Raw genomic sequence first — 14,963 nt, forward strand, 5'->3', positions numbered from 1 at the left:
GACGGCACATGGACGAATCCTTTTTATTATAGCACAGGGCTGGAGGTTTCTTTGCAATGATCGATTTGGACAGGCTTTCTACGGAACAGCGGAATCCCGCTTCCGTGGCCATTGATAAAGTATCTACACAGGAAATGATGGAAATCATCAACCGGGAAGACCACAAGGTGGCCGATGCAGTGGAAAAGATCCTGCCGGCCATTGCCCTGGCGGTGGACCTGGTGGCGGACCGGCTGAGCCGGGGCGGCCGGCTGTTCTACATGGGCAGCGGTACTTCCGGACGGCTGGGGATCCTGGATGCGGTGGAATGTCCGCCCACCTACAGCACGGATCCGGAACAGATCCAGGGGCTGATCGCCGGCGGCTATGAAGCCATCTTCCGGGCCAAAGAAGGGGCGGAAGACAGCGAGGAGCAGGGCCGGGACGATATCTGGAACAAGGAACTGACGCCGCTGGACGTGGTGATGGGGATCAGTGCTTCCGGCCGGACGCCCTATGTGCTGGGGGGGATGAAGGAAGCCCGGGAACGGGGCTGTGCCGTACTGGGCCTGTGCTGCAGCCGGCAGTCCGCTATGGCCAAACTGGCGGATCTGTGCCTGACGGTGCTGCCGGGGCCGGAAGTGATCACCGGATCCACCCGGATGAAGGCCGGCACGGCCACCAAAATGGTCCTGAACATGATTACCACCGGGGCCATGGTGAAACTGGGAAAAGTCCGGGGCAACCTGATGATCGATGTCCGGGCCACCAATGAAAAGCTGCTGGAACGGGCCCTCCACATTGTCTGCACCGTTACCGGCTGCAGCCGGGAAGAAGCCCGGCTGAGCCTGGCCCGGAACCGGGGCAGTGCCCGGAAGGCGGTAGAGGAATGGGAGGCGGCCCATGGAAAATAAGGAGCTGGCCCGGGAAATCTTCCGGATCGTGGGGCCCGGGGAAAACGTACGCCAGGCCAGCCACTGCATGACCCGGCTCCGGCTCCAGCTGGACCGCCAGGATGTGGACCGGGACGCTCTGAAGAAATTGCCCGGGGTCATGGGGGTCAACCAGGCCGGACCGGAGCTCCAAATCATCCTGGGGCCGGGAAAGGCAGCCCAGGTGACCGAGGCCTTCCAGGCCCTGCTCCAGGAAGCTCCGGACGGGACGGAACCGGGAAAGCCGGACGCACAGGAACCGGATCTCCGGGCGTTTGCCGGAAAAGTGGGGGACGGAAAAGAGCTCCATGAGGCCATCCGGGCCCGGAATGCCACCCCGGGAAAACTGTTTCTGAAACGGATCGCCGGGATCTTTGTACCCCTGATCCCCGGGTTCATCGGCTGCGGGCTCCTTACCGGGATCCTGAACATCGTCCGGCGTCTGGATCCCCAGCTGGCGGGCCATGGCTTTTTCCAGATCCTGGGTCTGGCCGGCAGTACCGTGTTCTGGGGCATGAATCTGTTTGTGGGCTGGAACGCCGCCCGGGAATTCGGCGGTTCCCCTGTGCTGGGAGGGGCCCTGGGGGCTCTCATCAGCCATCCGGGGCTGGCCGGGCTGACTTTGTACGGACAGCCCCTGACCCCGGGCCGGGGCGGCGTGGTGGCGGTGCTCCTGGCAGCAGCCTTGGGGGCCCTGCTGGAGAAAAAAATCCGCCGGATGGTCCCGGAGGCCCTGGACCTGTTCCTGACCCCCTTCCTGGTGCTGGGCATCATGGCCTTTGCCACCCTGTGCGTATTCCAGCCGGTGGGGGGCTGGGCGGCGGAAGGCATCGGCTATGCCGCCACGGAAGCGGTAAGCCGGGGCGGAGCCTTTACCGGTTTTGTGCTGGGCGGGCTCTTCCTGCCTCTGGTGATGCTGGGGGTCCATCAGGGGCTCACTCCCATCCATGCCCAGCTGATTGCCCAGTACGGGTACACCATCCTGCTGCCCATCCTGGCCATGGCCGGCGGCGGCCAGGTGGGCGCGGCCCTGGCGGTGTATCTGAAGACGAAGGATCCCCGGATCCGGAAAGTGGTGGCTTCCGCCCTGCCGGTGGGACTGCTGGGGGTGGGAGAACCTCTGATCTACGGGGTGACCCTGCCCCTGGGGCGGCCCTTTATCGGCGCCTGCATCGGAGGTGCTGCCGGGGGCGCGGTCCAGGCGGCCTTCCAGGTGGGGGCCGGAGCCCTGGGGATTTCCGGCCTGCCCCTGGCGCCCAGCACCACCAACGTGCCCATGTACCTGCTGGGTCTCCTGGTATCCTACGGCGTGGGATTCCTGGCCACCTGGGTGCTGGGGTTTGAGGAAAAGAGTGCAGGAGGCATGCAATCGTGACGAAACTGACAAAAGGCATATCTCTGTATCCTGGCCTGGGGCGGCCGCTGGAGGAGAATCTCCGGCGGCTGGAGAAGGCGGCGGAACTGGGGATCACCCGGCTGTTCCTGTCTTTCCACATCCCGGAGACGGATCCGGCCGCCTTTGACCGGGAAGTGGAGCCTTTGCTCCGGCGGGCCCGGTCCCTGGGCCTGGAAACGGTGGGGGATCTGGTGCCCGGGCGGCCGGTGCCGGAGGATCTGACCTTTCTGCGGCTGGATGACGGCTATACCCCGGAAGCCATGGCCGCCCTCCAGAAAAAGTATCCGGACCGGACCCTGGTGCTCAATGCCTCGGCCCTGACGGAGGACCAGCTGGAAACCCTGGACCGCCAGGGAGTGGACCTGGGCCGGGTGGCCGCTCTCCACAATTTCTATCCCCATCCCCATACCGGTCTTTCTGAAGAATATCTGCTCCGGCAGAACCGGCTGTTCCACCGGTACGGTATCCCGGTGGGCGCCTTTGCGGCCAGCCAGTCCGGGAAACGGGGCCCGCTTGGGGAAGGACTTCCCACCCTGGAACAAGCCCGGCACCGGAGTGTGTCCCTGGCTGCCCGGCAGCTGGCGGCCCTGGGGATTGACGGAATCTATATCGGGGATGATGGACCGGACCGGCAGGAACTGGAGGCCCTGGCCAGGGTTTCCGGGGAGGTGCTGGAACTGACCCTCCAGGTGTGGGAAGACCGTCCTCTGTACGGCGTCCTGGCCGGCCATGTGTATGAAACCCGGCCGGACGAGGCGGAAGAAGTGATCCGCACCGTCAACAGCCGGGCCCTGTGGAAGGGCGTGGAGATCCCGGAATATCCTTTCCGCCGCTGCCATGCCGGGGATGTGACGCTGGACAATCCCCTTTACGGCCGCTATGCCGGGGAACTGGAAATCTGCAAAACGGAACTTCCGGCGGACCGGCGGGTGGATGTGCTGGGTCGGATCCCGGAAGAGGAACGGTTCCTGCTCCGGTACCTGAAAGGCGGGAAGAAGTTCCGGTTCCGGGTGGTGGAAATGAACCCTCGCGGCTCCGGAATATGATATAATAAACGATAGTATGCATGAAGGAGAGATATGATATGAGTTCTACCAATCTGGAAATGGGGATCGTGGGCCTGCCCAACGTGGGCAAGAGCACCCTGTTCAATGCCATCACCAAAGCAGGGGCCGAAGCGGCCAACTATCCTTTCTGTACCATAGAGCCCAATGTGGGCGTGGTGGATGTGCCCGATGCCCGGCTGAAGGTACTGGCGGACATGTTTCATTCCAAAAAGATCGTCCCGGCAGGCATGAAGTTCGTGGATATCGCCGGCCTGGTGAAAGGGGCTTCCAAAGGGGAAGGCCTGGGGAACAAATTCCTGTCCCATATCCGGCAGACCGATGCCATCGCGGAAGTGGTCCGCTGTTTTGAAGACGGGAACATCACCCATGTGGAAGGGTCCATCGATCCGGTCCGGGACGTGGAAATCATCAATACGGAACTGTGCCTGGCTGATCTGGAAAGCGTGGAAAAGCAGCTGGTGAAGGCCCAGAAGCTGATCAAGGCCGGGGACAAGAAAGCTGCCGCCCGGGCTGCCCTGCTCCAGCGGATCTCCGATGCCCTGGGAGAAGGGATCCCGGTGCGCCGGGTGGAGATGACCGACGATGAAAAAGCCGGTCTGAAGGAACTGGACCTGCTGACCTCCAAACCCATCCTGTACGTGGCCAATGTGGCGGAAGAGGAAGCCGCCGACTGGTCCGGCAATGCCTATGTAAAGACCCTGGAAGACTATGCCGCCCAGGAAAACGCCCAGGTGATCGTGATTTCCGCCAAGGTGGAAGAAGAAATCGCCGAACTGCCGGAAGACGAGGCCAAGGAATACCTGGAAATGGAAGGACTGACGGAAGCCGGCCTGGACCGTCTCATCAAAGCCGGGTTCAAGCTGCTGGGTCTCCAGACTTTCCTGACGGCCGGAGAAATGGAATCCCGGGCCTGGACCATCGTCCAGGGCTCCACGGCACCCCAGGCGGCAGGCAAGATCCACACGGACTTTGAAAAAGGCTTCATCCGGGCGGAAATCGTGTCCTATGATGACCTGGTGAAATGCGGTTCCAAACAGGCTGCCAAGGAAAAAGGACTGGTCCGTCTGGAAGGCAAGGATTACATCATGCAGGACGGCGACGTGGTGGAATTCCGCTTCAACGTGTAAGGGGCTTTCCCCAGGAAGAAAGAGGTGTGTGTCCATGCTGTTTGATACCCATACCCATGCGGATTATTCCTGCGATGCGGAGCAGACCATCGGAGAAGCGGCTGCTGCGGCCAAAGCCCGGGGCATCGGGATCATCCTGACGGAACACTGGGACCGGTACTATCCCACCAATCCGGAGATGTTCCTGTTCGACATCGACGACTATTTCAAAAAGGACGGCCCCTTCCGCAGCGACCGGGTGCTCCTGGGCATTGAAGTGGGGCTCCAGCCCCGGGCAATCGAAGAGGACCGGAAAATGGTCCAGGCTCATCCCTTTGACGAAGTGGTAGGGTCCATGCACTGTTTCGACGGGCTGGACATGTACGAACCCACCACCTATGATGGGCTCACCAAGGACCAGGCGGTGCGCCGGTACCTGGAGGATTCCGTCCGGTGTCTGGAAAGGAAGCCGGATTTCGATTCCTACGGGCACATCGATTACATTTCCCGGTACATGCCCTATCCGGATCCCAACCTGTACTATGAGGACCATCCGGAACTGTGGGACCGGGTGTTCCGGCTGCTGATCGCCGGAGACAAGGCCCTGGAGATCAACACCCGGCGACTGGGGGATGACAGCACCATCCCGCCCCTCATGAAACTGTACAAACGGTTCCGGGAACTGGGGGGAAAGTACGCCACCCTGGGCAGCGACGCCCATTATAAGGAACATGTGGGCCGGGACTTTGCCAAAGGGAAACAGATCGCCGACGAAGCGGGACTGACCCTGGTGTACTACAAGGACCGGAAACGGATGCTGTGCGAATAGGTGCTGCTGCGTGGCAACAGCACCGTCAACGGTCACTGGACGAAGGAAGGCAGCCGGGCTGCGGCTGCCTTTTTTCCATACATTTGTCACGTCTTTTCCTTGTTTTCGTCCATTTTCCCTGTTATAATACTCTGGTATCACCATGATAAAGGAGAGTGGAGAACCATGGGACGTCAGCGCCTGGGCATCCTGGGAGGGACCTTTGATCCCATCCACAACGGACATCTGATGATTGCCCGCGCCATGCTGGACAAGCTGGGACTGGACCGGATCCTGTTCATTCCGGATTATATCCCGCCCCACAAACGGGGCTGGCACTGTTCTCCCTCGGCGGACCGGCTGGCCATGACCATCCTGGCAGCGGCGGAAGACCCCCGGTATACGGTTTCCCCCATGGAACTGGACCGGGGCGGGGTATCCTACACCTGCGATACCCTCCGACAGCTCTACCGGAAATGGCACCGGTTCTACGACCTGTACTTTATCATCGGTGCCGATTCGGCGGAACAGCTGCCTACCTGGCACCATATCCGGGAAGCCATGACCTATGCCACCTTTGCGGCGGCAGCCCGGCCCGGCTTTGCCCCTCACAAGGAGAAGGTCAGCGAAGAACTGGCCCGGCAGGGGCTGCGGAATCTGGTGTGGGTGGAGACTCCGGAACTGGACATATCTTCCACAGCGATCCGGGAACGGATCCGGAAAGGCGAACCGGTGGATACCATGATCCCCAAGGCAGTAGCGGAATACATCGAACAGAGAGACCTCTACCGTCAGTAGGGGCTTCTCTGTTTTTTTCTTGGGAGGGAAAACCTATGGAATTCAAAGAAATGCAGGAACGGCTGGAAAAAGAACTGCCGGCCAAACGCTTCCATCATACCCTGGCCGTCAGTGAAACGGCGGTGAAACTGGCCCGGCGCTATGGGGTGGATGAAAAGAAGGCCGCCATTGCCGGTCTCCTCCACGACAGCGGACGGCAGATCCCCACAAAGGAATTCATCGCCAAGGCCGCGGAACTGGGCATCCCTCTGGATGAGGTGGAAAAGAACCAGCCCATCCTGATCCATGCCAAGCTGGGAGTCTATTATGCCCAACAGGAATTCGGCGTCACGGATCCGGATATCCTGTCCAGCATCCGGTACCATACCACCGGTGCCGCCCATATGAGCCCTCTGGCTATGGTCATCTACCTGGCGGATCTGGTGGAGCCCAATCGGGATTTCCCCGGGGTGGACACCATGCGGGAAGAAGTGAAGAAGGGACTGGAGAACGGCATGCGGAAGGCCTATGCCCACACTATGGAATATCTGCTGGACCAGGGCCTGCTGATCCATCCCGACTGCCTGGCCGGGTACAATGAACTGGTGCTGAAACAGAAAGAAAAACAGAACGGACAGGAGTAGTGTATGACAGACCAAAAGAAACAAGGACCCCGGCGGTACAAGAAACGCCTGCGGAAAGGACGGGCGTTCTTTTCCCTGGTGATGATCCTTTTCCTCATGGCCAGCTGCTTTGCGGCGGGTATGAGGATCTACAACCGGTTCTTCCGGCCCCGGGCCCAGGTGGCGGACAGCCAGCAGGAGTCCCTGACCACGGAGGGGTTCTCCAACCGGATCAATGTGCTGCTCCTGGGGACGGACGATGGGGACAGCGATGACTTTGACAAGGACGTGCCCAAGCGGACGGACGCCATGCTGCTGGTGAGCTTCGACCCGGAAAACAGCCAGGTTTCCGTTCTGAGCCTGCCCCGGGATACCCGGGTGACCATTCCCGGCCGGCGGGGCCATGACAAGATCAACGCGGCCTATGCCTACGGGGGGGTACCTCTGGCCAAACGGACTGTGGCCAATCTGCTCCAGGTGCCCATCAACCACTATATGCAGGTGGACTGGCAGGGCTTCATCAAGGTGGTGGACATGCTGGGGGGCGTGGATCTGGATGTGGAACAGAACATGGACTACGAAGATCCCTATGCGGACCTGAAGATCCACCTGGAAAAAGGCAAACAGCATCTGAACGGGGAAAAAGCCGGGGAATACGTCCGGTTCCGCCATGATGAAATGGGGGACATCGGCCGGGTGGAACGGCAGCAGAAATTCATGAAAGCCCTGGCCAAACAGGCCTTCACCGTGGGGAACATGGTGAAGCTGCCCGTGATCATCGGCACGGCGTCAGAGTATGTGAAAACGGACATGACCTTCATCCAGCTGGTGAAGGCGGCCAACTGCCTGCGGCTCTTCGGCGAAGGGGGCGTGAAGAGCGCCAGCCTGAAGGGGGATTTCGGGGACATCGGCGGCGTCAGCTACTGGGTCACCACTCCCTCCAAGATTGCTGCCACCCTGGATGAACTGAAGATTCCCCACCGGCGGATTCCCAGCATCTGAGTGCACAAACGTTCTGCGAAACGAGAAATATGAGTTTTTATGAGAAAGGAAGGATGACACCATGACCGGAAAAGAACTGGCCAACAAAATTGCAGCGGCGGCTGCGGACAAAAAAGCACGGGATATCCTGCTGCTGAACATGGAAGGACTGTCTTCCGTAACCGACTACTTCATGATCTGCTCGGCTCCCAGCACCACCCAGGTGCGGGCCATTGCCGACGGTATCGAAGACAAACTGGCCCAGGAAGGGAAGCTGCCGGCCCACAAGGAAGGGTACAGCGAAGGCAACTGGGTGCTCCTGGATTACGGCGACTGTGTGGCCCATGTGTTCCAGGAATCCCAGCGGAATTTCTACAACCTGGAACAGCTGTGGGCGGATGCTCCCAGCGAAAGCTATACGGAGACAGAAGCATGAGAAAGGAACGTGGACCGGTAACCGTCAAGACTGTGGGCCGGTACCGGGTGGGGGACGTGTGCGAGATGACCGTGGCCCGGCTGGGGGAAGTGGGCGCTTTCCTGGACGCCGGCACCGGCAACACCTCCGATGACATCCTGCTCCACCAGCATCAGCAGACCAGCCCGGTGAAAGTGGGAGACAAAGTAAAAGTCTACCTGTACCTGGATGCCAAGGGCCGGATGACCGCCAGCATGAAGCTGCCCAAGATGCGGGAAGGCCAGCTGGGGTATGTGAAGGTCCTGTCCGTCACCCGGCAGGGTGGCTTTGTGGACATCGGCGCGGAACGGGGGGTGTTCCTGCCCTACAGCGAAATGCGGGGCCATGTGTCTCCGGGACAGCTGGTATGGGTGAAGCTCTACCGGGACAAAAGCGGCCGGCAGGCGGTGACCATGCGGGTGGAAGAGGATATGGTCCGGGCTTCCGTACCGGCTGAAGATGTGAAGGTGGGGGATGAACTTACCGGCACCGTCTACAACATTCTGCCGGAAGGTTTCTTCCTGCTGACCACCCAGCGGTATCTGGCCTTCATCCACCGGAGCGAAGTGCCCAGCGGACGGCTGGACTTCGGCCAGAAGGTCACCGGCCGGGTCACCTTTGTCCGGGAAGACGGCCGGGTGGACATGTCCCTCCGGGAAGTGAAGGAAAAGGCCATGATCACCGACAGTGAGCGGATCCTGGCCCTGCTGGAAAAACGCCAGGGCACCATGCCCTACAGCGACGCCACCCCGCCGGAAATCATCAAGGACGCCTTCGGGATCTCCAAGGCCGCCTTCAAGCGGGCCCTGGGAAAACTGATGAAAGAAGGAAAGATCACCCAGGAAAACGGGTGGACGAGCCTGGTGAAATAAGGCTATCAGCGGTCAGCTGTCAACGGTCAGCGGCTGAGGGATGCCTGCCAGGCAGGCTTTGAAAAAAATAAAAAAAGTTGTTGACAGAAACCCTGTTTCGGGGTATACTTAAGAAGTCGTTTGGGGGCATAGCTCAGCTGGGAGAGCGCTTGCATGGCATGCAAGAGGTCAGGAGTTCGATCCTCCTTGTCTCCACCAAATGAAAAGTCAGTACCCTTGCGGTTGTGAGACCGCAAGGGTATTTTTGTAGTTGGTAGATGAACAAGAGAGAATGCAGAGATACAGCAAAGATCGTATGTGTCAACAAGTTCTCGGTAAAGTCTTCATCACAGTATGATTATGCAGCAAAGTGCAGAGTGAAGAGTGAAGAGTACGGACGATGAAAGTAAACCGTACTCCTTGTCAAGGACAGTTTCTAAAAGTAGGACCCCTTGTTTTAGACAGTTCAACAATCCTGGTACCTTTAAAATGGACGTTTGGTAATTGTCTATCAGAAGGCCCCTAACCATCCAATCTTATGCACTGGCTCCTTACTCATAAAATGGCTGCTTTTGCCATTTTATGAGGTGAGCTGGTTCCCCAGCTCACAGGCTCTCCGCTTCAATGTAGGAACCTCGGGCATCTTGGGAATATCGAGCGGATAAACCCCTGTTGTTACAAATTGGTAGAACTCGTTTGGCGACAGTTTCGCCAGTTCCCACTGGTAGCGCTCGTTGTTGTAATAATCCATGTAATCATCTACGATGGCCTTCACCTCCCCAAAGCTCACTGCTGCTGCAATTTTCTTTTTCACATGGTCTTTCATACGGCCGAAGAAGCTTTCCTGCGGCGCATTGTCCCAGCAATTCCCCCGCCGTGACATGGATTGTCTGAGATCCTTGTCATGGAGGATATCGATGAAGCTGTGACTCGTGTAATGGCAACCCTGGTCAGAATGCACGATGGTTTCAGCATGCAGTGAGACGCCGTGATCTCGAATCAGGTTGTTCACCGTTTCTACCACGAAATCCACCTCCAAAGAATCGCTGAGGACATACGCCAGAATCTGCTTGGTATAGGCATCCAGTATGGTGGAAAGATAAGCAAAGATCCCATTGTAAGGAAGATAGGTAATATCTGTCAGCAGTACCATGCGAGGACCATAGTCCTCAAACTGGCGCTGCAGCAGATTATCGGCCACCGTATTGGTCTTCAGGGCTTTCGCCAGCTGCCGATAGGGATTCGCCTTCCTGATGGGGCAAAGCAGGTGGAACTTTTTCATCAGACGACGGATTTTCTTCACATTCATAATGACGGGCGGATCCATGTGGAGCAGCTCCATATAGATGCTGCGGGCGTCCTTCTTGTACCCTCGTCTTTTGTAAGCGGCAAGGATCAGTTCAAAGTCCTTGCGGTCCTGTTCTTCCTGGGCCTGCCGAAATGCTTCCGCCTTTACCCAGGCATAATAACCGCTTCGGGACACGCCTGCCATCTTGCATAAACTGCTGATGGAAAGTCTGTTCTCGCTGGTACTTACCGTCTTTTCTATGATTTCGAACACACAAGAGGAATCGTTCATGAGCAGAGAACCTACCTTTTTGTGTTCTTGATCGCGGAAATTTTTTTTAAATATTCCACTTCCTGCCGCAAGTATTCAACTTCATGTCTGAGGGCCTTAATGTCATCTTCAGGCTTGACCTTGGCGGCGGTGTCAGACCTGTCGGCGGGTCTCCTGCCTTCATAGAAACAACCATATTTGGCATATTCCTCTTTGATATGCTGGAGAGCACCGCCAATGCGTCTTTCGCCCAGCACAGCAGGGTCAAAGCCGTATTTTTTGAAGACGTCTTTAGGATAGACTCCTTCCATATATTCGGTGTAAAAGATTTCTTTAAAGGACTTCCTCAGGACCAGGGTAGAGCGGCTTACGCTATACACATAAGGGTTCTGGCGCAACGCTGCAATCTGCTCCTCAGTAAAAAGTTTTCTGCTCATGTGGATTCTCCTTGGCTTTATTGGATTTGAGGATACCACATGCATATGATTGTGTTCAATAGGTTGGGTCCAAAATGAGCACGCCAATTTTAAAGGATTCAAATTGTAGCCTGTCCAATTTTGTGGGCAGGTGCTACTCTTAAAAAGTGTCCACACTTATGGGGACAGTATAAAGTCCAATGACCCATTGCGATGCCGTAGGGGGCGCAGGCTGGTTGACCCGTCAGATGTACGAGTTTCTGACACCAACGCCGTAGGGGTACCCAAAGGCAAGCCCGTCCCGGCCGCCCAAGGGGCGAAAACTTCTACATGTATCCACTGGCCGTTGACAGTTGACCGTTGACAGGGGGTGTGAAAGCTATTTTTCACACCCCCTGTTTTTTCTCTCCGGACGGTTTGAAGAATTTCCGGATCACGAAGGGCACCCCCATGGCCAGCATCAGGACCCGAACCAGCTGATAGGTAAGGATCACGGCCACATCCTGGTGCATTTCCAGGCCGGTGAGGCACATTTCCGCAATGCCGCCGGGGGCCAGGGCCAGGAAGGCGGTGAGGGTGGTGAAGCCATAGAGCCGGGACAGGAGCAGGGACAGGCCGGCACTGGAAGCCACCATCAGCAGGGAGCCAAGGAGCACGTTGGGGATCAGGGCCCGGGTCTTCAGCAGTTTTTCCCGGTCCAGCATGGTGCCGATGTACAGGCCGATATGGAGCTGGGCGAAGGCCATGGCCGGGGCGGGCACCCGGGGCACCCGGCCCATCCACAGGGCCAGCAGGGCTGTGATCATAATGGGGCCCAGCAGCTGGCCGGTGGGCATGTGGATCTTTTTGGCCAGGGTCTGTCCCACCAGCACTACCGGGACTACCAGCAGCCAGCCCGGATGGAACAGGCTCAGGAAATCTGCCCGGGAGGCGTCCCACAGGCCGACTCCCGCCAGACGGGTGACCTGGCCGCCGAACAGATTGATGGCCAGGAGGGGGACGCTGATTTCCACCACGAACAGCCGCAGGCACTGGGAGACCACCACCACGTTCTCATCGGCTTCTTCATAGTCATCCATCAGGACGGTCATGGCTGTGAGCCCTCCCGGCAGGCAGCCCATGATGGAACTGAGCAGGTTGGCAAAGGTGTGCCGGTGCATGTAAACGGCCACGGCCACCGAGACGGCCAGGGTGAACAGGCTGGCCCCCAGGGTCCCCAGGGTTTCCTGGCTCAGTTTGAAAAAGGTATCCGGGGTGCAGTTGCTGCCGATGCCGTAGCCGGCCACCCCCAGCATAAGGCCCCGCCAGGAACGGGGCCAGAAAAAGGTGTTGTCCAGAAAGGTCCGGAGAAGAAATCCCACGGCAATGCCCCCCAGCATATAGGGAATGGGGACGGACAGCTGCCGCAGCAGGAAGCCTGCCAGGGCCGCTGCCAGGAATGCGGTGAATCGTTTCATGGAAAAGAGCTCCTTCCAAGGGTACAAAGGATGGTTTGTACGGTAAGATAATTTTATTATAGACAATCTGTTCCATACTGTAAAATCCTAATAGTATAATAGGACTATAGCAAAAATGATATGACAAAAGGAGAAAGCCCATGTTCCATGAAAAATATCTCCGGGATTTCCTGACGGTCTGTGAAACGGGAAACATTACGGCAGCTGCCGCCCGTCTGGGACTTTCCCAACCGGCCCTGAGCCGGATCGTGAAAATGGTGGAAAAGGAAGCGGGGATGCCCCTGCTGGTCCGGGAAGCCAGCGGGGTGTATCTGACCCAGGCAGGAGAAATCTACGCCCGGATGGCCCGGACCATGCTGGAAAGCTACCGGAACGGGCTCCGGGAGATCCACGATATCCGGGATTCCCAGAGTGGACAGATCCGGCTGGGGCTCTCCCGGATTTCCAGCGAAACCCTGCTGCCGGTGATCCTGGAGCAGTTCCGCACCCTGTATCCCCATGTGGAACTCCACCTGACGGAAACCCTGATCCGGCAGCTGAATCCCCTGCTCCGGCAGGGGAAGCTGGACCTGGCCCTGACTTATTTCACCGATGATCCGGAACTGGAATACGCCCGGTTGCTGACGGATACGGTCTATCTGGAAGCTCCGCCGTTTTTCTGGCAGAAACAGCCCCGCTGGAAGCCCGGAACCGGCAACTGTCTGGAGAATGTCCGTCTGCTCCAGAACCAGCCCTTCATCTTGCTGAAACCGGGACGGGGGCTCCGGTACAAGGCGGACCAGTTTTTCCGGGAGGCCGGGATCCGGCCCCGGATCATCCTGGAAACGGACAGTGTGGAACTGGCCCATCGGCTGGCCCAGGACAATCACGGGTTCACCCTGATCCCCGGTCTGGCTTTTCGGACCCTGCACCGGACGGAACGGTCTGTTTTCTTCCAGGTGGCAGGCCATCCCCTGGACCGGACCCTGTACCTGGTCAGGCGGAAGGGGGCTTATCTGACCCGGGCCATGGAAGCCCTCAGTACACTGATCCGAAGCCGTGTAACAGGCACCGGTTCTATGGTAAAATAGGGCCAGGGAACGGAGGTGTTTTCTATGAACAGAAAACAGATGGCTCTGCTGCTGGGACTTTCCCTGGCCCTGGGGCAGACGGCTTTTGCCGCCGACCATGTGGCCGTGGTGGAGAAGAACGGAAAACAGGGCGTCATTGACCAGGGGGGAAAGGAAATCCTGCCCCTGGCTTATAAAAAGATCCTGGTGGGGGATCCCAAAGAGGATCCGGTGATCCTGGTCCAGCAGAAGGGCCGGTACGGCCTGTATGACCGGGACGGGAAACAGCTGCTGGCCCCCACCCTGAAAAAAATCACCGATATCAATGAAGGGATCATCGGAGGCGTGGCAGAGAAAAAATGGAACTTCTACACCCTCCAGGGAGAAAAGCTGCCCGGGGAGTACGACGAAGCCCGGGCGTTCCAGGAAGGGCTGGCGGCGGTGAAGCTCCAGGGCAAATGGGGCTTTGCGGACAAAACTGGCAAAGTGGTGATCCAGCCCCAGTACAAGGAAGTCCACAGCTTCAGTGAGGGGCTGGCGGCTGTAAAAAAGGACAGCCAGTGGTTTTATATCCGGAAAGACGGGACCCTGCTGCCCACCGTGAGCGTCAGGAAAGCCGGGGATTTCCACCAGGGTGTGGCCGTGGTGGACGGCAGCTGGCTCATGGATACCCAGGGAAAAAAATACGCCAAACTGAAATCCTACTCCTTTGTGGGGGATTTCCAGGAAAACGGACTGGCGGAAGTGGGGGTCCGCCGGGCCAGCCGCAGCCTCCTGGATTATATCTCCATCGGCTGGGGCTGGGGTGACGGCTGGGGCTGGGGCGGTCCCGTATGGGGCGTGGGCCCGGGCTGGGGTCCCTACTGGGGCGGCTACGGCTATCACCACCATCATCACCATCACGGCTGGGGCGGGGGCATCGGCATCTCGCCCGGGGTGGTGATGCCCTCCAGCCTGTACCGGGGCTATGTGAACAAAAAGGCCCAGGAAGTAATTTCTCCCACCTACAGCTATGTGTCTCCCTTCTATGGAAAGCTGGCCCTGATCCGGGAGGACGGCCACTGGGGCATGGTGGATACCAAGGGGCAGGTGGTGATCCCGGCGGCCTACGATGCCCTGCTGCCTTTCAGTGAGGGGCTGGCAGCCTTCGGATCGGACAAAAAATGGGGCTTCATCGATGAAAGCAACAAAGTGGTGATTCCCAACCGGTTCGACAGTGTCCAGAGCTTCTTCCAGGACCGGACCACGGCGGTGGAAAAGGACAAGGGCGGCATCATCGACAAAGCCGGGAATCCGGTGGCGCCGTTCCGGGGAGAACTCCGGGAACTGGGGCCTCTCACGGCGGACCGGGCGGCCTACCGGGATCCGGAAAAGAAAAAATGGGGGTATGTGGATGAGAATGCAAAGACGGTAATCTCTCCGCAATATGACAAGGCTGGAATTTTTGACTGAATTTCCAAATCGGCTACAAAAAACCATTGACATAATGGGTTTAAAATGTCATAATGT

15 protein-coding genes and 1 tRNA gene are annotated in these 14,963 nt (G+C 58.4%); 13 read left to right on the plus strand and 3 right to left on the minus strand.

Translation table 11 applies throughout. The annotated features are described in order from the left end of the window. Positions 1 to 56: 56 nt before the first annotated feature. The 11 genes from murQ (at position 57) to ACFER_RS00785 (ending at position 9,193) form a co-directional block, all read left to right on the plus strand. Entirely contained in the window at positions 57 to 893 is an 837-nt protein-coding gene (gene murQ / locus ACFER_RS00735; RefSeq protein WP_012937536.1) for an N-acetylmuramic acid 6-phosphate etherase, read from the plus strand. Next, positions 883 to 2,286, plus strand: coding sequence for a PTS transporter subunit EIIC (locus ACFER_RS00740; protein WP_012937537.1), 1,404 nt, complete (start codon positions 883 to 885; stop codon positions 2,284 to 2,286). The genes murQ and ACFER_RS00740 overlap by 11 nt, the downstream gene beginning before the upstream one ends. Then, positions 2,283 to 3,353, plus strand: coding sequence for a MupG family TIM beta-alpha barrel fold protein (locus ACFER_RS00745; RefSeq protein ID WP_012937538.1), 1,071 nt, complete (start codon positions 2,283 to 2,285; stop codon positions 3,351 to 3,353). The genes ACFER_RS00740 and ACFER_RS00745 overlap by 4 nt, the downstream gene beginning before the upstream one ends. Positions 3,354 to 3,391: 38 nt before the next feature. Beyond that, on the plus strand, positions 3,392 to 4,501 hold the full coding sequence (gene ychF / locus ACFER_RS00750) for a redox-regulated ATPase YchF (protein ID WP_012937539.1): 1,110 nt from the start codon (positions 3,392 to 3,394) through the stop codon (positions 4,499 to 4,501). A 34-nt stretch (positions 4,502 to 4,535) separates the two neighbouring features. Further along, positions 4,536 to 5,309, plus strand: coding sequence for a histidinol-phosphatase HisJ family protein (locus ACFER_RS00755; RefSeq protein ID WP_012937540.1), 774 nt, complete (start codon positions 4,536 to 4,538; stop codon positions 5,307 to 5,309). A 165-nt stretch (positions 5,310 to 5,474) separates the two neighbouring features. Then, entirely contained in the window at positions 5,475 to 6,086 is a 612-nt protein-coding gene (gene nadD, locus ACFER_RS00760; RefSeq protein WP_012937541.1) for a nicotinate-nucleotide adenylyltransferase, read from the plus strand. Positions 6,087 to 6,121: 35 nt separating this feature from the next. Continuing rightward, positions 6,122 to 6,709: a bis(5'-nucleosyl)-tetraphosphatase (symmetrical) YqeK gene (gene yqeK, locus ACFER_RS00765; protein WP_012937542.1), complete on the plus strand. Its 588-nt coding sequence runs from the start codon at positions 6,122 to 6,124 to the stop codon at positions 6,707 to 6,709. Between the two features lie 3 nt (positions 6,710 to 6,712). Continuing rightward, complete coding sequence (locus tag ACFER_RS00770; protein WP_012937543.1) at positions 6,713 to 7,690, plus strand: LCP family protein; 978 nt, start codon at positions 6,713 to 6,715, stop codon at positions 7,688 to 7,690. A gap of 61 nt (positions 7,691 to 7,751) precedes the next feature. After that, on the plus strand, positions 7,752 to 8,105 hold the full coding sequence (rsfS, locus tag ACFER_RS00775) for a ribosome silencing factor (RefSeq protein ID WP_012937544.1): 354 nt from the start codon (positions 7,752 to 7,754) through the stop codon (positions 8,103 to 8,105). Then, positions 8,102 to 8,995, plus strand: coding sequence for a CvfB family protein (locus ACFER_RS00780; protein WP_012937545.1), 894 nt, complete (start codon positions 8,102 to 8,104; stop codon positions 8,993 to 8,995). The genes rsfS and ACFER_RS00780 overlap by 4 nt, the downstream gene beginning before the upstream one ends. Before the next feature lie 122 nt (positions 8,996 to 9,117). Then, a tRNA-Ala gene (locus ACFER_RS00785) sits at positions 9,118 to 9,193 on the plus strand. A 361-nt stretch (positions 9,194 to 9,554) separates the two neighbouring features. Here ACFER_RS00785 and ACFER_RS00790 read toward each other — a convergent pair. The 3 genes from ACFER_RS00790 to ACFER_RS00800 form a co-directional block, all read right to left on the minus strand. Continuing rightward, positions 9,555 to 10,553 carry an IS3 family transposase gene (locus tag ACFER_RS00790; protein ID WP_012937546.1) on the minus strand — a complete coding sequence of 333 codons (999 nt, stop codon included), beginning with the start codon at positions 10,551 to 10,553 and terminating at the stop codon, positions 9,555 to 9,557. Positions 10,554 to 10,564: 11 nt separating this feature from the next. Then, complete coding sequence (locus ACFER_RS00795; protein WP_012937547.1) at positions 10,565 to 10,969, minus strand: HTH domain-containing protein; 405 nt, start codon at positions 10,967 to 10,969, stop codon at positions 10,565 to 10,567. Positions 10,970 to 11,334: 365 nt separating this feature from the next. After that, positions 11,335 to 12,405, minus strand: coding sequence for an AbrB family transcriptional regulator (locus tag ACFER_RS00800; RefSeq protein WP_012937548.1), 1,071 nt, complete (start codon positions 12,403 to 12,405; stop codon positions 11,335 to 11,337). A gap of 140 nt (positions 12,406 to 12,545) precedes the next feature. Here ACFER_RS00800 and ACFER_RS00805 point away from each other — a divergent pair, with 140 nt between their 5' ends. Together ACFER_RS00805 and ACFER_RS00810 are read left to right on the plus strand one after the other, a co-directional pair. Continuing rightward, the gene (locus ACFER_RS00805) at positions 12,546 to 13,475 is read left to right on the plus strand and encodes a LysR family transcriptional regulator (protein WP_012937549.1); all 930 of its coding nucleotides are present in this window, start codon (positions 12,546 to 12,548) and stop codon (positions 13,473 to 13,475) included. A 24-nt stretch (positions 13,476 to 13,499) separates the two neighbouring features. Then, positions 13,500 to 14,906, plus strand: coding sequence for a WG repeat-containing protein (locus ACFER_RS00810; RefSeq protein WP_012937550.1), 1,407 nt, complete (start codon positions 13,500 to 13,502; stop codon positions 14,904 to 14,906). Positions 14,907 to 14,963 lie beyond the last annotated feature (57 nt).

It is taken from the genome of Acidaminococcus fermentans DSM 20731, assembly GCF_000025305.1.
GTDB classification, from domain to species: domain Bacteria; phylum Bacillota; class Negativicutes; order Acidaminococcales; family Acidaminococcaceae; genus Acidaminococcus; species Acidaminococcus fermentans.

Excerpts from the sequence above, each read along its gene's own strand:
- ychF (WP_012937539.1), top strand. The coding sequence starts at position 3,392 with ATGAGTTCTACCAATCTGGAAATGGGGATCGTGGGCCTGCCCAACGTG.
- nadD (WP_012937541.1), top strand. The coding sequence starts at position 5,475 with ATGGGACGTCAGCGCCTGGGCATCCTGGGAGGGACCTTTGATCCCATC.
- ACFER_RS00740 (WP_012937537.1), top strand. The coding sequence starts at position 883 with ATGGAAAATAAGGAGCTGGCCCGGGAAATCTTCCGGATCGTGGGGCCC.
- ACFER_RS00795 (WP_012937547.1), bottom strand. The coding sequence starts at position 10,969 with ATGAGCAGAAAACTTTTTACTGAGGAGCAGATTGCAGCGTTGCGCCAG.
- ACFER_RS00755 (WP_012937540.1), top strand. The coding sequence starts at position 4,536 with ATGCTGTTTGATACCCATACCCATGCGGATTATTCCTGCGATGCGGAG.
- ACFER_RS00790 (WP_012937546.1), bottom strand. The coding sequence starts at position 10,553 with ATGAACGATTCCTCTTGTGTGTTCGAAATCATAGAAAAGACGGTAAGT.
- ACFER_RS00780 (WP_012937545.1), top strand. The coding sequence starts at position 8,102 with ATGAGAAAGGAACGTGGACCGGTAACCGTCAAGACTGTGGGCCGGTAC.
- ACFER_RS00800 (WP_012937548.1), bottom strand. The coding sequence starts at position 12,405 with ATGAAACGATTCACCGCATTCCTGGCAGCGGCCCTGGCAGGCTTCCTG.
- rsfS (WP_012937544.1), top strand. The coding sequence starts at position 7,752 with ATGACCGGAAAAGAACTGGCCAACAAAATTGCAGCGGCGGCTGCGGAC.
- ACFER_RS00805 (WP_012937549.1), top strand. The coding sequence starts at position 12,546 with ATGTTCCATGAAAAATATCTCCGGGATTTCCTGACGGTCTGTGAAACG.
- ACFER_RS00810 (WP_012937550.1), top strand. The coding sequence starts at position 13,500 with ATGAACAGAAAACAGATGGCTCTGCTGCTGGGACTTTCCCTGGCCCTG.
- yqeK (WP_012937542.1), top strand. The coding sequence starts at position 6,122 with ATGGAATTCAAAGAAATGCAGGAACGGCTGGAAAAAGAACTGCCGGCC.
- murQ (WP_012937536.1), top strand. The coding sequence starts at position 57 with ATGATCGATTTGGACAGGCTTTCTACGGAACAGCGGAATCCCGCTTCC.
- ACFER_RS00770 (WP_012937543.1), top strand. The coding sequence starts at position 6,713 with ATGACAGACCAAAAGAAACAAGGACCCCGGCGGTACAAGAAACGCCTG.